Origin of the sequence: Streptomyces tsukubensis (assembly GCF_003932715.1) — a bacterium.
Lineage (GTDB): Bacteria > Actinomycetota > Actinomycetes > Streptomycetales > Streptomycetaceae > Streptomyces > Streptomyces tsukubensis.
This window is the reverse complement of sequence record NZ_CP020700.1, coordinates 7711396-7732772: the sequence shown is the minus strand read 5'-3', so window position 1 is coordinate 7732772 and position 21377 is coordinate 7711396. Positions and strand designations below refer to the sequence as shown.

Annotated in this window: 15 protein-coding genes; 3 read left to right on the top strand and 12 right to left on the bottom strand. The window is 71.3% G+C overall.

What is annotated here, in order from left to right:
- Positions 1–40: 40 nt before the first annotated feature.
- From B7R87_RS31795 to B7R87_RS31760, 8 genes are all read right to left on the bottom strand, one after another.
- Complete coding sequence (locus B7R87_RS31795) at positions 41–2068, bottom strand: alginate lyase family protein (RefSeq protein WP_006344865.1); 2028 nt, start codon at positions 2066–2068, stop codon at positions 41–43.
- The gene (locus B7R87_RS31790; RefSeq protein WP_187144513.1) at positions 2065–4290 is read right to left on the bottom strand and encodes a bi-domain-containing oxidoreductase; all 2226 of its coding nucleotides are present in this window, start codon (positions 4288–4290) and stop codon (positions 2065–2067) included. Before B7R87_RS31790 ends, B7R87_RS31795 begins: the two co-directional genes overlap by 4 nt.
- 26 nt (positions 4291–4316) lie before the next feature.
- Positions 4317–6245 carry an asparagine synthase (glutamine-hydrolyzing) gene (gene asnB / locus B7R87_RS31785; protein ID WP_006344867.1) on the bottom strand — a complete coding sequence of 643 codons (1929 nt, stop codon included), beginning with the start codon at positions 6243–6245 and terminating at the stop codon, positions 4317–4319.
- Between the two features lie 3 nt (positions 6246–6248).
- Positions 6249–7820 carry a Wzz/FepE/Etk N-terminal domain-containing protein gene (locus B7R87_RS31780; protein ID WP_006344868.1) on the bottom strand — a complete coding sequence of 524 codons (1572 nt, stop codon included), beginning with the start codon at positions 7818–7820 and terminating at the stop codon, positions 6249–6251.
- Positions 7817–9208: a Wzz/FepE/Etk N-terminal domain-containing protein gene (locus B7R87_RS31775; protein WP_040912846.1), complete on the bottom strand. Its 1392-nt coding sequence runs from the start codon at positions 9206–9208 to the stop codon at positions 7817–7819. The genes B7R87_RS31780 and B7R87_RS31775 overlap by 4 nt, the downstream gene beginning before the upstream one ends.
- Entirely contained in the window at positions 9205–10497 is a 1293-nt protein-coding gene (locus B7R87_RS31770) for a glycosyltransferase family 4 protein (RefSeq protein WP_006344870.1), read from the bottom strand. Before B7R87_RS31770 ends, B7R87_RS31775 begins: the two co-directional genes overlap by 4 nt.
- Before the next feature lie 73 nt (positions 10498–10570).
- Entirely contained in the window at positions 10571–11887 is a 1317-nt protein-coding gene (locus tag B7R87_RS31765) for a nucleotide sugar dehydrogenase (protein WP_006344871.1), read from the bottom strand.
- A gap of 76 nt (positions 11888–11963) precedes the next feature.
- A complete protein-coding gene (locus B7R87_RS31760; protein WP_040912841.1) occupies positions 11964–13442 on the bottom strand; it encodes a sugar transferase in 1479 nt (492 codons plus the stop codon).
- An 841-nt stretch (positions 13443–14283) separates the two neighbouring features.
- Here B7R87_RS31760 and B7R87_RS31755 point away from each other — a divergent pair.
- Positions 14284–14481 carry a hypothetical protein gene (locus B7R87_RS31755; RefSeq protein ID WP_006344873.1) on the top strand — a complete coding sequence of 66 codons (198 nt, stop codon included), beginning with the start codon at positions 14284–14286 and terminating at the stop codon, positions 14479–14481.
- A 67-nt stretch (positions 14482–14548) separates the two neighbouring features.
- Here the strand turns inward: B7R87_RS31755 and B7R87_RS31750 are convergent, their stop codons facing one another.
- Positions 14549–16792 carry an MMPL family transporter gene (locus B7R87_RS31750; RefSeq protein WP_006344874.1) on the bottom strand — a complete coding sequence of 748 codons (2244 nt, stop codon included), beginning with the start codon at positions 16790–16792 and terminating at the stop codon, positions 14549–14551.
- A 257-nt stretch (positions 16793–17049) separates the two neighbouring features.
- Between B7R87_RS31750 and B7R87_RS31745 the strand changes: the two genes are divergently transcribed.
- A complete protein-coding gene (locus B7R87_RS31745; protein ID WP_045852721.1) occupies positions 17050–17838 on the top strand; it encodes a TetR/AcrR family transcriptional regulator in 789 nt (262 codons plus the stop codon).
- On the opposite strand, the gene B7R87_RS31740 is transcribed toward B7R87_RS31745, so the two are convergent.
- From B7R87_RS31740 to B7R87_RS31730, 3 genes are all read right to left on the bottom strand, one after another.
- Entirely contained in the window at positions 17807–18349 is a 543-nt protein-coding gene (locus B7R87_RS31740; RefSeq protein ID WP_006344876.1) for a dihydrofolate reductase family protein, read from the bottom strand. The two genes, B7R87_RS31745 and B7R87_RS31740, sit on opposite strands and share 32 nt — an antisense overlap.
- Positions 18350–18510: 161 nt before the next feature.
- Entirely contained in the window at positions 18511–19422 is a 912-nt protein-coding gene (locus B7R87_RS31735) for a glycoside hydrolase family 19 protein (protein ID WP_006344877.1), read from the bottom strand.
- A gap of 208 nt (positions 19423–19630) precedes the next feature.
- The gene (locus B7R87_RS31730) at positions 19631–19903 is read right to left on the bottom strand and encodes a hypothetical protein (RefSeq protein ID WP_006344878.1); all 273 of its coding nucleotides are present in this window, start codon (positions 19901–19903) and stop codon (positions 19631–19633) included.
- A 414-nt stretch (positions 19904–20317) separates the two neighbouring features.
- Here B7R87_RS31730 and B7R87_RS31725 point away from each other — a divergent pair, with 414 nt between their 5' ends.
- Positions 20318–21364 (top strand): hypothetical protein, encoded by a 1047-nt coding sequence (locus B7R87_RS31725; RefSeq protein ID WP_006344879.1) that lies wholly within the window; start codon positions 20318–20320, stop codon positions 21362–21364.
- Positions 21365–21377 lie beyond the last annotated feature (13 nt).

Here is a 21377-nt window from a genome sequence, read left to right as displayed (position 1 = left end):
ATCCGGGCACCGCGGGCCCCCGCCCCCGATAACGTCCCCCTCATCCCCGCGCGCCTCCCCGGCCGCCGAACCTGAGCACGGTGGTGAACTCCCCCGGCGACCCGGCGCCGTCGGCGAAGCCGGTGCCGACCAGCGTGGTGGCGGATTCCTTGCGCCCGAAGCCGGCGGAGTACCAGCCGAGCGGCGGACCGGTCTCGCCGCGGTGCGCCCGCCAGGACAGCTGCCCCGGCAGGTCGAGCACCGCGGACCGGTCCTCGCCGTCCCGGGTCCAGGTGAGCACCGCCCGGTTCCCCACCAGGTCCGCGGCGATCGACGGCCCGAGGTGGAACGCCAGACGGGCGGCCCGGCGCGGGCCGCGTACCTCGTCGACCATGCGCAGCTCCCCGCTCCCGGGGCTCAGCTCCACCCGGCGGCGGTGCACGGAGTCCTGGTAGCCGTCGTGTTCGGCGCACCAGCGGACCGTATCCGCCGTGTCCGCCGTGTCCGCCGTGTCCGCCGTGTCCGCCGTGTCCGCCGTGTCCGCCGTGTTGACGCTCAGGACGCGGCTGCGGGCGTGCCGGGTCCACAGGAAGGGGCCGCCGGATACGGACTGGTCACCGCCGTCCAGCTCCAGGGTGTTGTGGCCGAGGGTCGACCGGAAGTACTGCCGCCACTCCGGCTGCCCGTGGTAGCAGTACGTCCCCGGGTCCGCGAGCACGTCGACCCCGTCGTGCCGGACCTCCACGGACAGGGCGTCGGCGTGGGCGTGCGCGGCGATGGAGAGGAAGCCGTGCGGGCCGCCGTCGCAGCGGCACCAGATCTCCCCCGTCTCCCCCGGGCCGCGCAGGATCGTCAGGCCCGCGTCCGCGAAGTGGTCCGGGCGGCTCTCCGGGCGGGTCACGGCCGGTGCCGCGGGCCGGACGAGCGCGGCCAGCAGCGGGGTGCGTACATCGGTGCCGGTGATCGCGGGCCACCAGTCGAGCCGGCCGAACACGGCCTCCCCGGTGGCCAGCAGCGAGGCCCAGCGGTCGGTGCCCGCGCCGTCCACGACCAGACCGTGGCCGTCGTCCGCGTCGCCCTGGCGCGGCGGCCGCAGCCGGCTGTCCACGACGGCCGCGAGCGCGTCGGTCATCCGCATCAGCACCAGCCGGACGGGGTCGGGGACCGGCACACCGGCGGCGTCCGCCTCGGCCACCGCCGCCAGACCGAGCTCCAGTACCAGTCCGTGGTACTCGGTGGCCAGTTCGCGGTTGAGACCGGAGCCGAAGGTGTTGCTCCGCAGGTGCCGTTCCAGCGACCGCAGTGCCCCGTCCCGCCAGCGCGCCGATTCGGGGAACCAGCCGAACGCGCAGGCCGCGGCGGCCTGCCCGGCCGCCTCGGCGACGATGTGGTTGTTCGCCGAGGACCCCCGGCTGGGGAAGGCGGCCAGCCAGCGCTGGTGGTGCCAGATCTGGTGGAGGGCGACCGGGTTGCCCTCGAACAGTCCGCCCGCGCCGGGCCAGTCGTCGAGGAGCCGCCGGATCCACACCCAGGAGAGCAGCCGGATCCCCAGCTCGATACCGCTGATCCAGTGCACTCCGCGCAGCGGCGGGTTGGTCGCCCACCACGACCGCAGATGTCCGGCCACCCGCTCGGCGTACTGTTCGTTCCCGGTGATCGCGTAGGCGGCGGCGAGCACGGTGAGGTACTGGTGCCGGGACGGCTCCCAGATCTGCTTGATGTCCCCGACGGCTTCCTCGTCGCGGTAGGGCACGTCGAAGGCGTAGCCGTCGGGGGCCCGCCGCCCGGTCTTGGGATCGTGCCACCAGTCCGGGTCGGCCATATCTCCGCGGTCCACGCCGAAGAACTCGGCGTGCCCGGCCATCAGCCGGTCCGCCTCGGCGACGAGGCGTTTCGCGGCGTCCGGCGGTACGGCGGCGATCGTCCCGGCGGGCAGTACGGAGGTGAACCGGGCGGCGGCCGGGCGCGGGGACGCGGGCGGCGCCGAACGCCACCGCCTTCTGCGCAGCGCGTCGCCCACCCGGCCGCCGACCTCCGCCGGGCCCATCCGGGAGAGCCGCCGCAGATACCAGCCCGCGCTCATGGTCATCGGGCCCTCGCCAGCGTCACCGGTGCACCGCCGGCCAGGCTGACCCGTACGGCGAGGGTGGCCGCGGTGGTCGCGACCAGCGACTCCAGGGGTATCGGCATCGGTCCGCCGGTCCGTACGGCCTCCAGGAAGGCGTCCAGCTCGGCGCGCTGGCCCTTGTCCCGGGCCTTGGGCAGCCGGGAGCTGACCCACCGCTTGCGGCCGTACACCGAGGCGCGGACGAAGTCGTCGAGCCGCAGCGCACGGCCGTCGGCGACCAGGTCCAGGGTCTCCTTGGGGAAACCGGCCGGGCCGCTGGTGACATAGCTGATGGTGGCGGTGGAGCCGCCCGGGTAGCGGAGCACGACCTGGAGGTCCTCGTTGGGTGCTGCAACCGCGTACACGGAGACCGGGTCGGCGCCGAGCAGCCGGCTCGCCGTGTCGATGAAGTGCCCGCCCTCGCCGGCGAACCGCGAGCCCTCGGAGTCCTGCCGGAGGTACCAGCTGCCCTGGTCCAGCCGTCCCGCGTTGACCAGGTAGCGGAGGTTCGCCGGGCCGGTGCGGGGGCCGAACTGCTTCCCGGCCTCCTGGACCAGGGGGGCGAAACGGCGGTTGAAGCCCACCTGGAGCCGGTCGTTGCCGGACTCCTCGACCGCGGCGAGCACAGCGGCCAGTTCGTCCTCGGTGAGCGCCAGCGGCTTCTCCACGAAGACCGTCTTGCCCGCCAGCAGGGCTCTGCGGGTCAGTTCGGCGTGCGAGCTGTGCCGGGTGACCACGAACACCGCGTCGACGGACGGGTCTCCGAGTACGGCGTCGAGATCGGTGGTCGCCTCGCGGAAGCCGAACTTGCGCTGGGCGTTGGCCGCGGACAGCGCCGTGGTGGTGACGACCTTGGCCAGTTCGACGCCGTCGCGGCGGGCCAGGTGCGGCAGCAGCATCGACGTCGCGTAGTTTCCCGCACCGATGAACGCCAGCCGTACGGGTGCCCCGGCGGACCGGGCCGGTGCGGCACCTCCCCCGCCGCGCCGTACCGCGGGCACGGTCAGCTCCGGGGCGCCCTCCGCCGAACCCTGCCCGGACTCCTCCCCTGCCTCCTCCCCGGCCGCGGGTCCGGTTTTCTGCTCCGGGTAGCGGAACAGTACGGCCACGGCCTTCAGCTCGCCGTCCTTCAGGTTCCGGTACGTCTCGACGGCGTCGTCGAAGTCCGCGATCCGGGAGACCAGGGGCTCCACATCGACCCGCCCACGGGCGGCCAGGTCGAGGAAGCAGGCCAGATTGCGGCGCTCGGTCCAGCGGACGTAGCCGATCGGATAGTCCCGCCCCTCCAGCTCGTACTCCGGGTCGTAACGCCCGGGACCGTAGGAGCGGGAGAACCGGACGTCGAGCTCCTTCATGTAGTACGCGTTCCACGGCAGGTCCAGACGGCACTTGCCGATGTCCACGACCCGGCCACGGTCCCGGCTCAGCCGGACGGCCAGCTCGACGGGCTCGTTGCTGCTGCCTCCGGCGGCCAGATAGACCTGGTCCACGCCGTGCCCGCCGGTGAGTTCGGCGACGGAGCTCGTCACCGCAGCCGAAGCGGGATCGCCGCAGGTCACGGCGCCCAGACGGACCGCGAGGTCACAACGCACCGGGTCGGGGTCGACCCCGACGACACGGACTCCCGATGCGGTCAGCAGCTGCACCACGAGCTGCCCGATCAGCCCGAGGCCGATGACCAGCGCCACCTCTCCGAGCTGCGGCTCGCCGCGGCGGACGCCCTGCAGCGCGATCGAACCGACGGTGCCGAAGGCCGCGTGCCGCGGTTCCAGACCGTCCGGCACGGGCGTGTAGAGGTTCCGCGGCACCCAGTTCAGCTCGGCGTGCAGGGCGTGCTCGTTACCTGCGCACGCCACCAGATCACCGACCGCGACATCGTCGATCCCGGTGCCGACCTGCTCGACCACCCCGCACAGCGAATAGCCCAGCGGAGTCCAGGAGTCCAGCTTGCCCATCACCTTGCGGTAGGTCGCGCCCACCCCGTTGGTGGCCACGCTCTGCACGACCTTGGCCACCTGGTCCGGCCGGGAGCGGGCCTTGCCCAGCATCGACATGCCGGCCTCGGACACCTTCATCAGCTCGGTCCCGGTGGAGATCAGCGAGTAGGCGCTCCGTACCAGCACACCGCCCGGCTTGCACCCCGGCACCGGCACGTCGAGCAGCGCCAGCTCGCCGCTCTTGTAGTTCTGCACAACCTGTTTCACCGGAGCTCCTCTTGATTTCTACGCCGTCAGGCCGCTTGGTTCTGGCCGGAGCCAGAGGTCGCGCCGCGATACCAGTACTCAAGGGTCAGTACGTGCCACAGATGCTTGGAGTAGTCCCGCTGCCCGGCGGCGTCCTCGGCGACGAGCCGCGCCAGCGCGTCGCGGCGCAGGAATCCGGAGCGGACCAGCACTCCGTCGTTCACCACCTCGCGGACCAGCGGTGCCAGATCCCGGCTCATCCAGGCCCGCAGCGGGGCGCTGAACAGGCCCTTCGGCCGGTACACGATCTCCCGGGGCAGCACCGAGGCAGCCGCCTCCTTGAGGGCGGCCTTGCCCTGCCGTCCGGCGATCTTGCGGTGGCCGGGTACCGCGAACGCCGCCTTGACCACTTCGACGTCGACGTACGGCACCCGTACCTCCGTGGAGGCGGCCATGCTCGACCGGTCCGTGTAGGCGAGGTTCAGGCCCGGCAGGAACATCCGGGCGTCGGTGAGGCACATCCGGTTGACGAAATCGTCGAGATCGTTGTCGTGGTAGACGTCCGCGTGCTCGGTCAGCACGTCGTCGACCGTCCCGGCCAGGTCCGGATCGACCAGGTCCAGCAACTCGCCCCGGTCGTACATGGTGTAGCTGCGCCGGAACGCGGTCTCCTCCGGCAGTTCCGCGAAGGAGAGGAACCGCTTGGCGAAGCGCACCGACCGGTAGCCCCGGCGGGACGTGGCGACCGGCAGCCGGTCCACGGCCCGGAACACTCCGCGCCGCAGGGGCCGCGGGATGCGCTGGTAGCGCAGGGCGAGCAGATTGGCCAGATGCTTGCGGTACCCGGCGAACAGTTCGTCGGCGCCCATGCCCGAGAGCATCACCTTCACCCCGGCGTCCCGGGCGGCCGAGCAGATCAGGAAGGTGTTGATCGCCGCGGGGTCACCGATCGGCTCGTCCAGGTGGTACGTCATCTGCGGCAGCAGGTCGAGCACGCGCGGGGCGATCTCTATCTCGTGGAGGTCGACGCCGAACCGCTCGGCCACCTGCCGGGCGTAGCGGAGATCGTCCGGCATCGCCTCGAACTTGGCGTCCTCGGCGCGGAACCCGATGGTGTAGGCGGAGATCCCGGGCCGGTGGCGGGCGGCCAGCGCGGTCAGATAGCTGGAGTCCAGACCGCCGGAGAGGAACGTCGCCACCGGGACGTCGGAGAGCAGATGCCGCCGGTTGGACTCCTCGACGACGGCCGCCAGATCGGGCAGTTCGCCGCTGCGGGCCTGCTCGCGGCCCTCGGCGGCGACGTCCCGGAGGTTCCAGAACCGGCCGCGCTCCACCCGGCCGTCGGCCCGGGCCCGGAGCCAGCTCCCGGGGGGCAGCTTCTCCGCCTCGCGGTAGGCGCAGCGCGAGTCCGGCACCCAGTAGTAGAGCAGCGACGCCACCAGCGCGGCGTGGTCCACCTCCAGGGTTCCGCCGGTCACGGCGGCGAGCGCCTTGAGTTCGGAGGCGAAGACCAGGCCCGTGCCGCGCCGGAGCAGGAACAGGGGTTTGATGCCGAGCTGGTCGCGGGCGAGCACCAGATCGCCGGTCCGCTCGTCGAAGACGGCGAAGGCGAACATGCCGCGCAGCCGGGGCAGGCAGTCGGTGCCCCAGCGCCGCCAGGCCTCCAGCAGCACTTCGGTGTCGGAGGTGCCGCGGAAGCGCACCCCGGCGGCCGTCAGCTCGGCACGGAGTTCGGGCGCGTTGTACAGCTCGCCGTTGTACGTCAGGGCGAGACCGTTCGAGACCATCGGCTGGGCGCCGGTCTCCGAGAGGTCGATGATGGCCAGCCGGCGGTGCCCCAGGTGCACTTCGGCGTCACCGAGGGGGTGGCTGTAGCGGCCCGCCCCGTCCGGTCCGCGGTGGGCGAGGACGTCGGTGAGCCGGTCGGTCACGGCCTTCCCGTCCGGCCATCGGTAGGTGCCTGCGATGCCACACATGTTCTAGCGCGCCTCCTGGTCGCTGTCCGGGACCCCGGCGGCCGTCATCGACGGCCGTTCCGTCCGCAGCGGGGCGGTCCCGTTCTGCCGGGCCGGCCGCTCCGTCCGCAGCCGGCCCGTCGGGTTCTGCCGGGCCGGCCGTTCATCGTGGCCGCGCAGCGCGGTGTGCAGCCCGTCCCACAGGGTGCCGTCGGTCCGGTCCCGCGGATCGGGGTCGACGAGCACCACACCGATCACCGGGATGCGCTGGTCGGCGAGTTGTCGTGCGACGGTGTGCAGCCATGCGGCGCTGCCGTGCCCGGCCCGTACGACGAGGACGGCCCGGCCGCCGAGGTACCGGAGGTCGGTCCATGCCGTACCGGGCGCGACCGAGCCGACGCCGATCCGGCGCGCCTGCTCCGGCACGGATTCGGCTTCGTCGCCGCGGACCACGGTGGGGCCGTCCGGCTGCAGGCGGCTCTTGGCGAGCTCCCGTCCGGGCAGACCGTCGACGACGGCGACCTGCCCCTCGGCCGCGAGCGCCCCGGCGAGGTTCAGGGCGATGACGCTCGTGGTGCGCGCACAGCCCAGTTCCAGCAGGGACACCGGTTGCGTGGAGCCGCGCACGGCGCGGGCCAGGGTCGCGGTGAGCCGTTCGTGTGCCGCGCGGGTCCGCCGGCGCTGCCACGGCAGGGCGGGGCGGCGGGGTACGGAGCGCAGCTCCGCGACGACGGATGCGCCGAGGTGCGCCGAGATCTCCCGGCGCAGTACGGGACGGTCCGCCACGACCGTGCCGACCGCGGCCAGGCCGAGGCCGAGGGCCAGTCCGAGGACGAGTCCGATCGCGCCCTTGGTGGCTGCGGCCCGGGGCAGCGACTGCTCCACCTCGCGGGGGCCGTCCACGATCTGGGTGCCGGAGACGACGCGGGGCGTGCCGGTGCGGGCTTCCGCGGCGCGCTGGTCGAAGTCGGCGATCCGCGAGTTCAGCTCGGCCCGGCGGGCGAAGAGGGTTTCGACGTCGGCCGAGGCCTTCGGGTCGGTGCGGGCGGGCAGGGCTCCGATCTCCTTGTTGACCTGGGCGAGTTCGGCCCGCATCCGGTCGCGCTGGTCGAGCAGCGCCTTGGCCTCGGCGTTGGCGGCCTCCCGCATCCGTCGGACGTGGTCAGCGACGAAGGCTTCGGCCAGGGCCCGGGCCCGGGCCACCGCTTCCGCTCCGCTCGTGGCCGACACTTCGATCCGGAGCAGGTTGTTGGTGAGGCCGGTGCCCCGGTAGTCGTTCATGAAGTCCTCCGGTTTCTCGGTGGACTTGAGGGACTGGAGGGCCTTTCCGGCGATGCGGGTGGTGCTGAGCAGGGCGACGTCGGTGCGGATGAGCGTGCCGGTGTCGTTCGGCTGGTCCTCCTGATGGGCGACGAGCACGGTGGTCACCGCGGTCGGCGGCGGCGGGAGTACGACCGCTATCGCGGTGCCGGAGACGAGCCCCAGCAGCGCCACCGACGACCAGAGGCGGCGTCGTCTGTTGACCGCGACCACCAGTGCCTGCAGATCGAGGAGCGGGGCGGCTGCCGACGGTTCCGGAGTGGTGCTGGTCGTCACACCGGCTCTCCCGTCGCATGGCCGCGGACCGCGAGCGCCGGAGCGGCGTCGTCCGGGGTGCGTTCGGCGGGCCGTTCGGGACCGGCCGGGACCGGGCCCGCGACGACGATGCCGACGACGTCGTGTCCGCCGTCCGCACATGCCCCGGCGAGACCGGCCAGCTCCCCCGCGGTCCAGGTGCCCGCGCTCAGCACGACCAGGGCGCCGGACTCGGTGTCGCTGTCCGGGACCATCGGCCGGTCCACCGGGACCTCCACCACCCGCAGCTCCGGGCAGCCCCGGTCGGCGGCGTTCGCGGACGGATCGCTCCCGGCCTCGGTGACGAGCTGCGCGGCGGCCAGCCCGGCGATCCCGTCGCCTCGGGGTACGACGACGAGCAGCCGCCGGGGGGCGGGGTGCTGTTCCCTGAGGCGGGCGCAGAGCCGCCGGTAGCGGATGCGTCTGCTGGTTTCGTCGCCGGAGGTCTGCGGGGCGGGTACGTCCCACCGGGTGTCCGTGCCCAGCAGTCGGCGGATCCGGGCCCGCGGGCCGCGGGCCCGTTGCGCGGAGTGGTCGGCGGGCACGTCGACGGTGCCCAGGAGCTCCGAGCCGAGCGCCGCGGCGATCTCCGGTTCGGTGCGCAGCCTGCGGTTCATCCGGGCGGCGGTGAGATGGCCGACGATCGTGAGGAGGACGGACAGCAGGGTCCCGGCGACGACCAGCTGGATTCTCGTCGGCGGTGCCTCGCCGGTCGGCCGGGGCGCCGGGCCCATGACGACCAGGCCCCCCTTGTCGGTCGCCGACTCGGCCCGCTCCAGCTTCTCCATGGCCTCCTCCAGCGCCGTGCTGAGTTTCTGCAGCACGGTGCGGGCCTGCACACTCTCCACTGACTGCCCCGTATCGGCCGCTTTGGCCAGGTCGGTGATGCGGCGGTTGGTGTCGACCACCTTCTGCCGCAGTGCCGCGGGCGCCGTCGCCGCCTCGGTTTCGGTGCCGCCGCCCGTGATCCGCGCGGCGAAGGCGACGAACTGCTGGGCCAGCCGGTCGGCGAGCTGCTGGGCCCGCTCCGGGGTGTCTTCCGTACCCGAGACCTTGATGATGTTTCCGTCCGTCGTCTTGGCGCTCACCCGGTCCCTGAGCGCGGCGCCGTTCACCCCCGGCCGGCCGAGCGCGGCGGCCGTACGGTCGAGGACCGACGAACTGGTCGCTATCTCCACCTGGGTGAGGAGTTCGCGCTCCTCCCACGCCCCCGGCAGCAGTACGGACGCCGAGGCGGTGTACCGCGGTGGGAACACCATCGACGTGCCGTAGCCGACGAGCGCGCCGACCACGGCGAGGACGGCGATGAGCCGCCGGCGCCGGCGGAAGATCCGCCCCACCGTGGCCAGGCGTATGGTGTCGTCGCTCAACGGCGCGGCCACTTCCCTGTTCCTTCGCCCTTTGCTGTCCCTGGGCCTGTACTTGTCCCTGTGCCTGTACTTGTGCCTGTAGTTGTCCCTGTGCCTGCTACGGTCCGGGCGCCGCCCGGCGATACCGGAGTTTGGCCGCGGCAGGCGGCGGCGTAGGCGGCGAGGAGCGCCGTCTGCGAGTTCTGCCAGGAGAGCTGCCCGCCGACCCGCTCCTGGCCGATCTTGCCCATCCGGGCCCGCTTCTCCGGATCGTCCAGCAGCTCCGCGATCAGCCCGGCGAACGCGGCCTCGTCGTTGGCAGGGGCATACACGGCGGCGTCACCGGCGGAGACCCGCGCCTCCCTGAGTTCGAAGGACACGATCGGCCGGCCCATCGCCATGTACTCCAGGACCTTGTTCATGGTCGACACGTCGTTGAGCGGATTGAGCGGGTCCGGGGAGAGGCAGACGTCCGCGGTGGAGAGGTAGCGCACCAGGTCGGCATCCGGAATGCGCCCGGTGAACTGCACCTGCTCGGCGAGCCCGAGCTGCCGGGAGAGTTCCGTCATCGCGTCGAAGGCGTCGCCGGAGCCGACGAAGACCGCGTGCCAGTCGGTCCGCCCCTGTTCGTCGCGGAGCTTTGCCAGGGCCCGCAGGGCGTAGTCGACACCGTCCTGGGGGCCCATGACACCGAGGTAGCAGAGCAGATGGGGCTTGCCGCGCTTCAGTTCCGGCTCGGGCGGTACCGGCTGGAACCGTTCGATCGCGGGGGCGCTGCGCACCACGAAGACGTCCTCGGGGCGCCGTCCGCCGCGGCGGATCGCGACGTCCCGGTAGCTCTCGTTGGTGGCGAGCACGACGTCCGCGGCCCGGTAGGTCAGCCGTTCCAGCGCGCACACGGCGCGGTAGAGCAGGTCTTCGCCGCGGTCGAAGCGGGAGAGGTACAGCTCGGGCACCAGATCGTGCTGGTCGAAGACGAACCGCGCGCCGCGCCGCTTCAGCCGGAGTGCGGGCAGAAAGAGCAGGTCGGGCGGGTTGCAGGCGTGGACGACATGGACCGGGCCGACCTTGCGGGCCAGCCGGGCCGTGTGCCAGAGCGCCGCTCCGTACTCCCGCAGATAGCCGGCCGGCCCGCCGGTGGCCGCCCGCAACGGGTAGCGGTGGATCCGTACCCCGTCGATCTCGGCCTCCGGCTCCGTGTCCCGCTTGGTCCCCCGGGGGCAGATGACGTGCACCTCCCACCCCGCGTCGCGCAGCGTCGTGCACTCCTGCCACACGCGCCGGTCGAACGGCACGGACAGGTTCTCCACCAGGATCAGCGCGCGCCCGCCGGGCCGGTCGCTCCCGGCCGTGTCACCCGACGATGCGTTACCTGACGATGTGTTACCAAGCAAGGCCCGTGTACCCCGGTTCGGTCCGGCGCGCGTCGGCGTCGGGAAGGTGGATGAGGTCGATGAGCACCGGGCCGTCGCCGTGGGGCAGCGCCGCCAGTACGGCCGGGTCCCTGGTCCCGATCAGGCACACCTCGGCGTGGTCGAGCACCTCGTCGACGGAGTCCGCGAGGAGTTGCGCAAGATGCGGCAGCCGGGTCTCGATGTACTCGCGGTTCGCGCCGAGCAGCCGGGAGAGGCTCACATTGGCGTCGTGGATCCGCAGGTCGTACCCCTTGCCGAAGAGTCTCTCGGCGAGTTCGACGAGCGGACTCTCGCGGAGGTCGTCGGTGCCGGGTTTGAAGGAGAGGCCGAACAGGCCCACCCGGCGCTTGCCGGTGCGTTCGACCAGTTCCACGGCCCGCTCCAGATGTGCGGAGTTGGACGGCAGTACGTTGGCGAGGATCGGCACCGCGACATCGGCCCGCTGTGCCGCGTGGACCAGGCTGCGTAAGTCCTTGGGCAGGCAGGAGCCGCCGAAGGCGAAGCCGGGCCGCAGATAGGCGGGGCTGATGTTCAGCTTGCGGTCGGCCAGGAACACGTCCATCACCTGGTGCGAGTCCACGCCGAGCGCATGGCACACCGCGCCCAGCTCGTTCGCGAAGCCGATCTTGAGGCCGTGGAAGGCGTTGTCCGCGTACTTGATGGCCTCGGCCGTGGGAATCGGTACCCGGAACACCTCGCCGGGCAGACCGTCGTAGAGCGCGGCCACCGCGTCGCCGCTCGCCGGGTCCAGTTCACCGATGACGGTCTTGGGCGGGTCGAAGAAGTCCCGCACGCTGGTGCCCTCGCGGAGGAACTCCGGGTTGACCGCGACTCCGAAGTCCACCCCGGCCGTACCGCCGGCGCTCTTCTCCAGGATCGGTACCAGCAGATTTCCGCAGGTGCCCGGGAGCATGGTGCTGCGGAAGACGACGGTCTGCCAACCGCCCCGTTCGGCCAGTGCGGCACCGATCTGCTCGGTGACCCGCTCCAGATAGGTGGTGCACAGACTGCCGTTGGGCTCCGACGGCGTACCCACGCAGACCAGGGATACGTCGCTGCCCGCGATCGCCTCGCGGACGTCGCAGGTGGCGCGTAACGCCCCGGTCCGCACCACCTCGGCGATCAGCTCGCCGATCCGCTCTTCGACCACCGGCGCCTTGCCGTCGTTCACCAGGTCGACCTTGACCTGGTTGACGTCCACACCGATGACCTCGTGCCCCAGCTCGGCCAGGCAGGCGGCCGATACGCAGCCCACGTAGCCGAGCCCGAAAACGCTGATCCTCATGCCCCGTCCCTCCCGAGCAGGCCCTTCCGGCCTGCGGTCCGCGCGCCCGCCGTACGGCGCGCCCTGCCCCCGCACATCAGTAGGCCCCCTGCCCGTAGACCACCGCACGCAGCGTCTTCCACAAGATCACCGTGTCCAGGGCGAGGGACCAGTCCTCCACGTACCGCAGGTCGAGCCGGACGGCCTCCTCCCACGGCAGGTCGCTCCGTCCACTGATCTGCCAGAGCCCCGTGAGTCCGGGCTTGACCAGCAGCCGCCGCCGGATGTCCGGGCCGTAGGCGGCGGACTCTTCCGGCAGCGGGGGCCTCGGGCCGACGAGCGACATGGACCCCGTGAGGACGTTGAACAGCTGCGGCAACTCGTCGATCGAGTAGCGGCGCAGCACCGCTCCCACCCGGGTCACCCGGGGATCCCGGCGGAGCTTGAACAGCAGACCGGCGCCCTCGTTGCGGTGGACGAGACCGGCCCGTGCCCGGTCGGCCCCGGCGACCATGGTGCGGAATTTGAGAATGGTGAACTCGCGGCCGTCCTTGCCGACCCGGCGCTGCCGGTAGAACGCCCCGCCCCGGCTGTCCAGGAGTACGAGCAGTCCGACCAGCAGCATCAGCGGTGCGAACAGCAGCAGCAGGATCGCCGCGCCCATACGGTCGACGACCGCTTTGACCACCCGGCGGCCGCCGGTGAAGGCCGGCATGCTGACGCGCAGCAGCGGTATCCCGAGGACCGCGTCGACGTGCAGCCGCGGACCGGCCACCTCCATCAGTACGGGGGCCACGACCATCTCGGCGTCGCTGCCTTCGAGGTTCCAGGCCAGGCGCTGCAGCCGGTCCGGTGACCAGTGCGGGTCCGGGGTGACCGCGACGACACGGTAGCCGTCGCGGCGGACGTGGTCGGCGACGTCCGTCAGCCGGCCGACGACCGGCACCCCTTCCAGCCGGTCACCGTCGAACCCGAGACCGTCGGTCGTGCAGACCGCGTCCACCCGCCAGCCGAGGTGGGGGGACTTACGGGCCCGGGTGATCAGATCGCGCAGGGTGGCCGGGCTCCCGGCGGCGAGCACCGGTCTCAGGCACTGCCCTTCCTTACGCTGCCGGTGCAGCCGGAGGCGGAGCAGATATCGCACGGTCATGGTGACGATGGCGATCGCGGGGATCGCGACGAATATCCAGAGTTTGATGTTGCGTGAGGTGAAGGCGATCCCGCCGAGCGCGAGGACGACCGCCGCCGTGAACAGCGAGCGTCCGAGCCGGCGGAACTCCTCCGCGCCCTGGCCGAGTACGGCCGGAGCCCACGCCCGGCCCATCGCCAGCGCTCCCAGCACCAGCAGTTCGGTGCCGAAGGCGAGAATGACCCACTTCTCGTGCCAGTTGGCGGCGTCCCGGGCCCCGAAGAAGTTCCCTATGGACGCCACCACGAAGGCGGTGGACACCGTATCGCCGGCAATCACGGTACGGCGGTACCGCTCCTCCCAGTCGATCACGGGCTCGCCGATCGCCCCGTTCGCCAGACGCTCGTGCGCCGACGGAAACGGATTGACTAATCCCCCCTGCTCCACAGAACCCCCCAGGTCCCAGCGGTTCGACGTGTTCGCCTCTGCTTCGCCCCCCGGGAGGCCCCCGCCTCCCGCGCCGCGCCGTTCCTTCCCCCGGAGGCCCCCGCCCCCGCGCATGACATTCCGGTGTCTCAGCGCTGTTTGAACAGCCCGATTCGGCGGCAGCGGACACGTCCGTCCTGCCGGTATGCGCCGAGGCGGGCGGGAACCCGTCGAAACCCCGGATGCTCCCCGCACCCACGGCCTCTCCCGGACTCCGGGAATTGATCACCCCCACCTCCGGCACGGGGAACGCGATTGCGTCGTCCGCAGCGCCGGAGCTAAAGATCATTACTGTTCGCCTGGTGCCCGAACAGCTGAAGCACGGTCAATCTAGACCATCGAGGCCGGTATGGAGAGGGGATGTGTGCAATTTGTGCTCAGCCTTTGAAACCGGATCCACCGAACGGTCACCGCAAGCAGACCCTTCCAGGGCATCCATATACCTTGTGACCTGCGATGACGAAAGTTCCCCGGATGATCGGCCCAGGGAATCCGGAGGCTCGCGGGCAGGCACAGACCGACCACAAATTGCCCTTGGTAAAGCCTTCTTCCAAGAACACTCCGGCAAACTGCTTCAACGCCCGCCCCATAATGATCTCAAACCCCATACGCAACAACTGACACTTGAAAAGCTTCCGGGACCATGGATTTCCGGCCAGGTTCACCACGGCTTCCGCCCCGCACAAGGAAAGCGGTGCGAAACCACTCCCCTATGTCCGAAACCTGCCTCTCGATAGGTCATGTAACGCATGGAGGCATTGCTCCCCCGGCGCCGTCACGGTTCCATGCTGGTGATCCTCCGGTGGGGAACCGGGGGACTGCCGGGTGTCCCTGGGACACCGGCACCGCCCTGAACATCGACATCATCCACAACACTCGGCCATCCTCACCGTCCCTCAGCGCCGGCGGGCGCGACGTGGTCTTCCAGTCCACGGCCGATGACATCGTGCCGGGTGACACCAACGGCACGTCGGACGTCTTCCTCCGTACCTTCCGCTGACCGGGGTGCGGCCGTGCCCGCCTCCGGCGAAGGGGGGCGGGCACGGCGCGGGTTCTGTCCGATCGGGTCAGACCCTGGTCGGGTCCTTCGGGTACGGCGCCCCGGGCGCGGGCTCCGGCACGGCCGCGGGCCGGGGCGCGGGGCCGGTCTCGCTGAGCCCGTACCGCTCGTGGAACCTGCGCAGGAAACGGGGCGCGTACCAGGCCGATCGGCCGAGCAGGCGCATCGCGGCGGGGACCAGGACCCCGCGTACGGCGACGGCGTCGATGAGGATGGCCAGCCCGCTGCCCAGCCCGAACACCTGCAGGAAGCTGAGCTCGGCGGTCCCGAACGCGAAGAAGGTGACGGCGAGCAGACAGGCCGCGGCGCTGACGATGCGTCCCGTCCGGCCGAGGCCGTTGGCCACGGCGGACTCGTTGTCCGAGCCCAGATCGTGGAGTTCCTTGATGCGGCTGGTGACGAACACCTCGTAGTCCATCGAGAGGCCGAAGGCGACGCAGAACATCAGCACGGTCATCGTCACCGGCATGGGCTGTGCGGTGAAGCCGAGCACGGAGGAGAGGTTTCCGTCCTGGAAGATCCACGTCATGACGCCGAGGGTGGCCCCGAGGCTGATCAGGTTGAGGAGCAGTGCGCGCAGTGGCTGGACGATGCTTCCGGTGAAGAGGAAGAGCAGCAGGAAGGTGGTGAGGGCGACCAGGGTCACCGCGAGCGGGAGCCGGCCGCCGATGGAGTCCTTGGAGTCGACCAGTGCGGCGTCGACTCCGCCGACCAGCGGGCGGGATCCGTCGGGCGGGGTGACCGCCCGCACCTTCTCGACCAGGTCCTGGGCCCGGTCGGACTTCGGCGGCAGGGCGCTCACGACGTTGATGCGCTGCGCGTCGGGGCGGCCGAGGGCGGCGTTTCCGGTGCCGGCCGCCGCGGGCCGACCGTCGGTGTAGGTCCCGGTGCTGGTCTCGACGCGGGCGACACCGCCGAGTTCGGAGAGGGTGAGCGCGTACGACTGCAGGGGGGTCCTGTCCACGGGCCCGTCGATGACGACGTGGAGGGCCGCTTCGTCGCTGCCGTTGAACTTCTCCTCCAGTACGGACGCGACCTGACGGCTCTGGGCGTCCTCGGGGAGCACGCGTTCGTCCGGCGTACCGAAGGTGATGCCCAGCAGGGGGCTCGCGGCGAGGAGCAGTACGGCGAGCACGGGCAGCGCGGTGAGCGCGGGGCGCCGCATGACGGTGCGGGCCAGCCGTCCCCAGCCGCTTTCCCGGTGGTCGGAGCGGGCCCGGTTCAGCCACGGCAGCCGCCCGGCGTTGACCCGGTGTCCCAGGACGACGAAGAGGGCCGGCATCACGAGCAGGGTGCTGACGGCGGCGATGGCGACGACACCGATGCCGGCGTATCCGAACGAGCGCAGGAAGTACTGCGGGAACACCAGGAGCGCCGCGAGCGCTGCCGCCACGGTCGCGGCGGAGAAGGCGACCGTACGGCCCGCGGTGTGCACCGTCAGCCGGACGGCGTCCTCCACGCTCTCCCCGGCCGCGAGTTGCTCGCGGAACCGGCTGACCATCAGCAGGGCGTAGTCGATGCCGAGGCCGAGGCCCAGTGCGGTGGTCAGGTTGACCGAGAAGACGGAGACCTCGGTGACGCTGCCGAGCAGGAACAGCTCGGCGAACGTCCCCATGACGGCGAAGACCCCGATCACCAGCGGAAGCAGGGCGGCGACCGCACTGCCGAAGACGAACAGGAGGAGTATCAGGGTGATGGGGACGGCGATGGCCTCGGCCAGGACGAGGTCCTTCCCCACCTGGGTCCCGATATCGTCGCCCACGGCGGTGCCGCCGCCCGCCCGGACCGTCAGCGCGCCCAGGTAATCCCCGGTCCAGGTCTCGATGATGCTCTTGGCGGTCTCGTCCTGCTGCGTTTCGTCACCCTTCACATGGGCGAGTACGAGTGCTTCGCGGGCGTCTCCGGAGCGCAGGTCGGGGTGGTCCGTGTCCCAGTACGAGATCACGTTCTCCAGGCCCTGCTCCTTCCTGAGGCCGGCCACCAGGGCCCGGCCGTGCTGCCGGGCGGCCGGGGCGTCGACGCGGCCCCCGGGGGCACGGACCAGCAGGACCAGATTGGTCTCGCCGCCGAACTTCTCGCCGATGACCTCCCCGGCCCGGGTGGACTGCGAGGCCGGGTCGTCGAAGCCGCCTCCCAGGAGCTTGCCGAAGGCGCCGACGCCCGCGGCACCCATGAGGGCCAGGGCCACGACGGCGACGACGAGTATCAGCCGGGACCGGCGGATCACCAGTTCGGCCAGGCGTTCAAACACGTGAGGTCTCCCTTGTGCGCGGTGGTACCGAGGCGCGACGAACGAGGTCGGGCAGGTGGAGCGGGGCTGGGGAGGACCGCGGGCACGGTGCTCCGCAGGGCCCGTCGGCGCAGCGAGAATCGGGCGGACCTGCCGTGGGACTCCTCGTCGCCGCGTTTGAAGTTAGCGGGGACCCAAAGGATTTGGCAGTGTGAGAATTTTCTGACGGGCCCTAACTTCTTATGGCCCTGTCAGGCATCCGGCCGTAGGGTCGCGGTATGCCTGCCGAAGAAGCTGTGAAGGCCCGTCCGTCCCTGCGCGAGCGCCGCCGGGCGGCCGCCGTTCAGGAGATCGTGGACGCCGCCGAGCGGCATATCGTCGCGAACGGTCCGGCGGCCCTGTCCCTGCGCGCGGTCGCCCGGGACCTCGGAATGACCGTCCAGGCGCTCTACCACTACTTTCCGAGCTGGGCCGATCTTCTGACGGCGCTCATCGTCAAGGCGTACGACGATATGGCGGACGCCGTGCAGGCTGCCGTCGACAGTGCGGCGGAGGACTCGGGCGTGCCGCGGGTGCTGGTCGCGGCCGAGGAGTACCGCCGGTGGGCCGTCACCCATCCCGAGCGGTTCCAGCTGATCTACGGAACGCCGCTGCGGCAGTACGAGGCGCCCGCCAACGGGCCGACCACCCGGGCGATGATCCGCATGAGCCGGATCTTCCAGCGCGTGATGTTCGAAGGGTTCAGCGCTGCCCAGCTGGGCGCGGCGGACCATCCGGCGCTCTCGCCCTCGCTGCGCGCGTATCTGGCACAACTGCCGCCGAACGGCCTGGGGGAGCTGCCGCCGCCCGCGGTTGCGCTTCTGCTGAACGCGTGGGGGCATCTGCACGGCCTCGTCGTTCTGGAGGTGTCGGGGCACACCTCGTTTCTCGGCGGGCACCAGGCCGAGATCTTCCGCATGGGGATGCGGAACATGGTGGAGGACGTCCACCGCCGGATTCCGCCCGCCGGAGCGGTCCCGGCGGCGGGGGCCGCGCCTACTTCAGCACACGGAAGCGGAGCATTGTGACGGCACCCGACCGGGTGGTGGCGACCGGTTCCAGGTCGATCCGTCCGAGGCCCGGGGGCGTGAAGCGGACACCGTCGCCGAGGAGTACCGGGAGGACGTACACCAGGATCTCGTCGACGAGCCCGCGCCGCAGGCACTGGCCGGCCACGTCGGCTCCGAGGATCTCCAGGTCCTTGCCGCCCGCGGCGCTGCGTGCCGTGGCCACGGCTTCCTCGATGCCGCAGGTGAGGAAGGTGACGGTCGGGTCCGGTTCGCCGGGCGGCTCATGGGTGAGGACGAACTGCGGTCCGCCGTCGTAGGAGGTGTCCTCGGCGGCCATGCCCTGGGCGACTTCGTAGGTGCCCCGGCCGACGAGCATGGCGCCCGTGGCCGCCATGACCTCGGGGAAGGTATCCGCGGTCAGGTGTTCGGCGATCCAGCCCATCGCATGGCCGGGACCGGCGATGAAGCCGTCCAGCGACATCGCCCGGTTCACCACCACCTTGCCGGTGCCGATACTCGGATCGTTCATGCGCTCTCTCCCAGCACTTCGGAGGCCCGGGGCCGCATCATAAGTCGGCCACTCCGCCGGGGCCCGCGGTGCCGGAGCAGTCCGCGCGGCCCCGCCGCCGGGCTCCGTGCGGAGACACGGTCCTCGGCGGCGGGGCGACTGGGCGGGTTCGTGCTCCCGGATCAGCAGGAGAGGTTGGGACCGGCCGGCACACCCAGGATCTGGGTGAAGTTCTTGTAGCGGTTGACGCGGCTCTGGACCTGGGCGGGGTGGCCGCCGTCGCATTCGAGCGCGCCGTTGATGGCACGGATGGTCTGGCCGAACCCGGCGCCGCTGATCATGGCGTCGTGGGCGGTCACCGGGCCGGGACCGTCCTGGGTGTTCCAGTACCAGAGCGCCGTCATCATGGCGACGGCCGGGTCCTTCTCGACCAGGTCGGGGTCGTTGAGCAGGTCGATGCCCAGCCAGTCGCCCACGGTCTTGTAGTTGAAGTTCCAGCTCAGCATGATCGGGCCGCGGCCGTAGTACTTGGCCTGGCCCGCGGGGCAGCCGTAGGGCTGGGCCCGGTCACAGTAGATCGGGTAGTTCCGCTCGTCGATCTCCTTGATGTAGAAGAGCCCGCCGGTCTCGTGGCTGATGTTGGCGAGGAAGGCCGCGGCCTCCTGCTTCCGCATCGTGTCGGTGCCGGTGTGGGAGAACGCCGGGAACGCCTTCATGGCGTCGGTGAGTCCCTTGTACGTGTAGAAGGGGTTCCGGCGCGGGAACATCTGGTTGAACTGCGCCTCGCTCACCACAAAGCTGTTCGGGTCGGGGTTGCCGCCCGTACCGCAGGTGTACGGATCCCAGTAGTAGGTGCTGACCACGGGGTTGTACCCGGGATTGGCCCGCTCGGCGATGTAGACGCTGCCGTCGTTGTACTTGACGATGTCGCCCACGCGGTAGTTCTGGCCGGCGGCCCAGGCCGGGGCGATGGCGCACTCGTCCGCCGCGGCGGAGGACGGGGCGGCGACGGCGGTCGGCACCAGGGCCGTCGCCAGCAGCGAGCCCGCCGCGAGCACGGCGGCCATCAGGGATTTCATTCGGGTCTTCAGCACGGTCCAGTGACCTTTCGTGCATCCGTGGGCATGCCTGGTCGCCCCGGTGGAACACCGGGGCGACCAGACACGCCGTGTGGGGGGTGGTCACGCATACCCAAGCACCCCGGGCAGGGCGCGATCAAGGTATAGACCAATGCGATTTTTGAAACAACTGCCGTTATTTAAAAACCAGTTGACCAGGCGCGGACGGCAGGCCCCGGTCCGGTCAGGCGGCGCCCTGCTGCTTCAGTCCCATGACCAGCAGGTCGACGAGGGGCCGCGCGTCGTACCGGGAGTCGGCCCCGATGCACAGATTGCCGATACCGCGCAGGAGTGAGTACGCGGGGACCGTACGGTCGAGGAAGCAGGCGTGCAGGGTCTCGAAGCACGCGCTGTCGGACTGCAGCGCCTCGGCGAGCCCGTGCTGCCTGACCCGGATCCTCGCCGCGCGGAAAGCGAGCCGGGGCTCGCCCGGAAACGCTGTGCCGGGTGCATCCATCAACGGCCCGCCTTGCGCGGGAGCGTCGGTGCGCGGATGCGCGCTGGCCGTTCTGCCCCTGTGCGCCCTTGTGAAGGGCGCCGCATCGGGGTCATCTTGGCTAGGGCTGAGAACGGGGAAGGCGCACTCTCAGCAACCGGACGCACGGCTTGCGCACCCATGAGGACGCGGCGTGGAACGCGACCCGGCTCGCCCATGCCGTTTCCCCGGTGGCGCCCGCATACGGTCACGGCCTGACCGTGAACCGCTCGACAAGGACGAGCCGACGCGTGGGCGCACCTCTCCGTCCGCCCGCACCCGCCTACGTCCTGGAAGGCGCTTTTCCGGCGCCCGGGCAGACCCCCGGCTGCCGCCGACGCCGGTCCGAACCCGGCCGTCGCCCGCATACCGGACCGGTCCTGAGAGGCAGACCCTGTGCACCATCTGGCCAAGCTCATCCACAGCCAACTCGACCCCAGCCGAGGTGAACCCGTCGGAACAGCGGGCTACAGCCTTCCCGCGCTGGCCGTCCCCGACTGGGAGGACCTGTTCAGACCGGCCGCGGCCCGCCGTACCGACGTCAGAACCGGACGGGTGGGCCACGCGGAAGTGGAGGCCCTCAAAAGTACGACCGCCTTCTTTGCCGCCTCGACCGGGTCCTTCGGTGGCGGGCACGCCCGCGCCGCGCTCACCGCCCACATCGCCGACGACGTCACGCCCTGGCTCCGCGCCGGCGCCGGCGACCAGGTGCACCGCCGGCTCCTCACGTACGCAGCCCAGCTCACCGTCCTCCTGGGCAACATGTGCGCCGACGACGACGCCCACGCCCTGGCCCAGCACTACCACCGCAACGCCGCCCACCTCGCCGCCGAGGCCGAAGACCCCCACACCTACACCATCGCCGTCCGGGCACTCGCCGCCCATGCGCTTGACCTGGGACACGAGGAGCCCGCCCTCACGCTGGCAGAGCGGGCCGCCGCCACCGCGACCCGCCATGCCTCGCCCCTCACCCGGTCCTACACCCAGTCCCTCCTGGCCCTGGCCCACGCACGGGCCAAGGACCGTCCCCGGGCGCTCCTCGCGCTGCACGACGCGGAGGTCCTCCACAGCCAAGCGGACCAGGCGCCCTCCGACCCCTTCGGCAGCTATCCGACCGCCGCCCTCCACTACCAGCGGGCCCGCACCCCGAGCGCGCTCAAGGACCACCAGGCGGCCGATATCGCCTTCCGGGACTCCCTGGACGCCCGTGCCCCGCAGGCACGACGGGCCCGGGCCCTGACCACGGCGCTCCTGGCCGAATCACAACTCCGCCAGGGAAACCTGGAGGAGTCCATCACCACCTGGAGACGCTTCCTGATCGACTACCCGGGGCTGCGCTCGGCCCGCGCCACCGCCTCTCTCACCACGATGCGCCGGGTGTTGCGTCCCTACAGCGCCCATCCCGAGGCGGCGCTGCTGGAGGAGGAGGCCGCTTCCCTCTGAGAGACCGGCACTC

Bases quoted from the DNA above. Each gene is read 5' to 3' on its own strand.
- B7R87_RS31740 (WP_006344876.1), bottom strand. From the start codon at position 18,349: ATGAACGATCCGAGTATCGGCACCGGCAAGGTGGTGGTGAACCGGGCG.
- B7R87_RS31795 (WP_006344865.1), bottom strand. From the start codon at position 2,068: ATGACCATGAGCGCGGGCTGGTATCTGCGGCGGCTCTCCCGGATGGGC.
- asnB (WP_006344867.1), bottom strand. From the start codon at position 6,245: ATGTGTGGCATCGCAGGCACCTACCGATGGCCGGACGGGAAGGCCGTG.
- B7R87_RS31730 (WP_006344878.1), bottom strand. From the start codon at position 19,903: ATGGATGCACCCGGCACAGCGTTTCCGGGCGAGCCCCGGCTCGCTTTC.
- B7R87_RS31765 (WP_006344871.1), bottom strand. From the start codon at position 11,887: ATGAGGATCAGCGTTTTCGGGCTCGGCTACGTGGGCTGCGTATCGGCC.
- B7R87_RS31745 (WP_045852721.1), top strand. From the start codon at position 17,050: ATGCCTGCCGAAGAAGCTGTGAAGGCCCGTCCGTCCCTGCGCGAGCGC.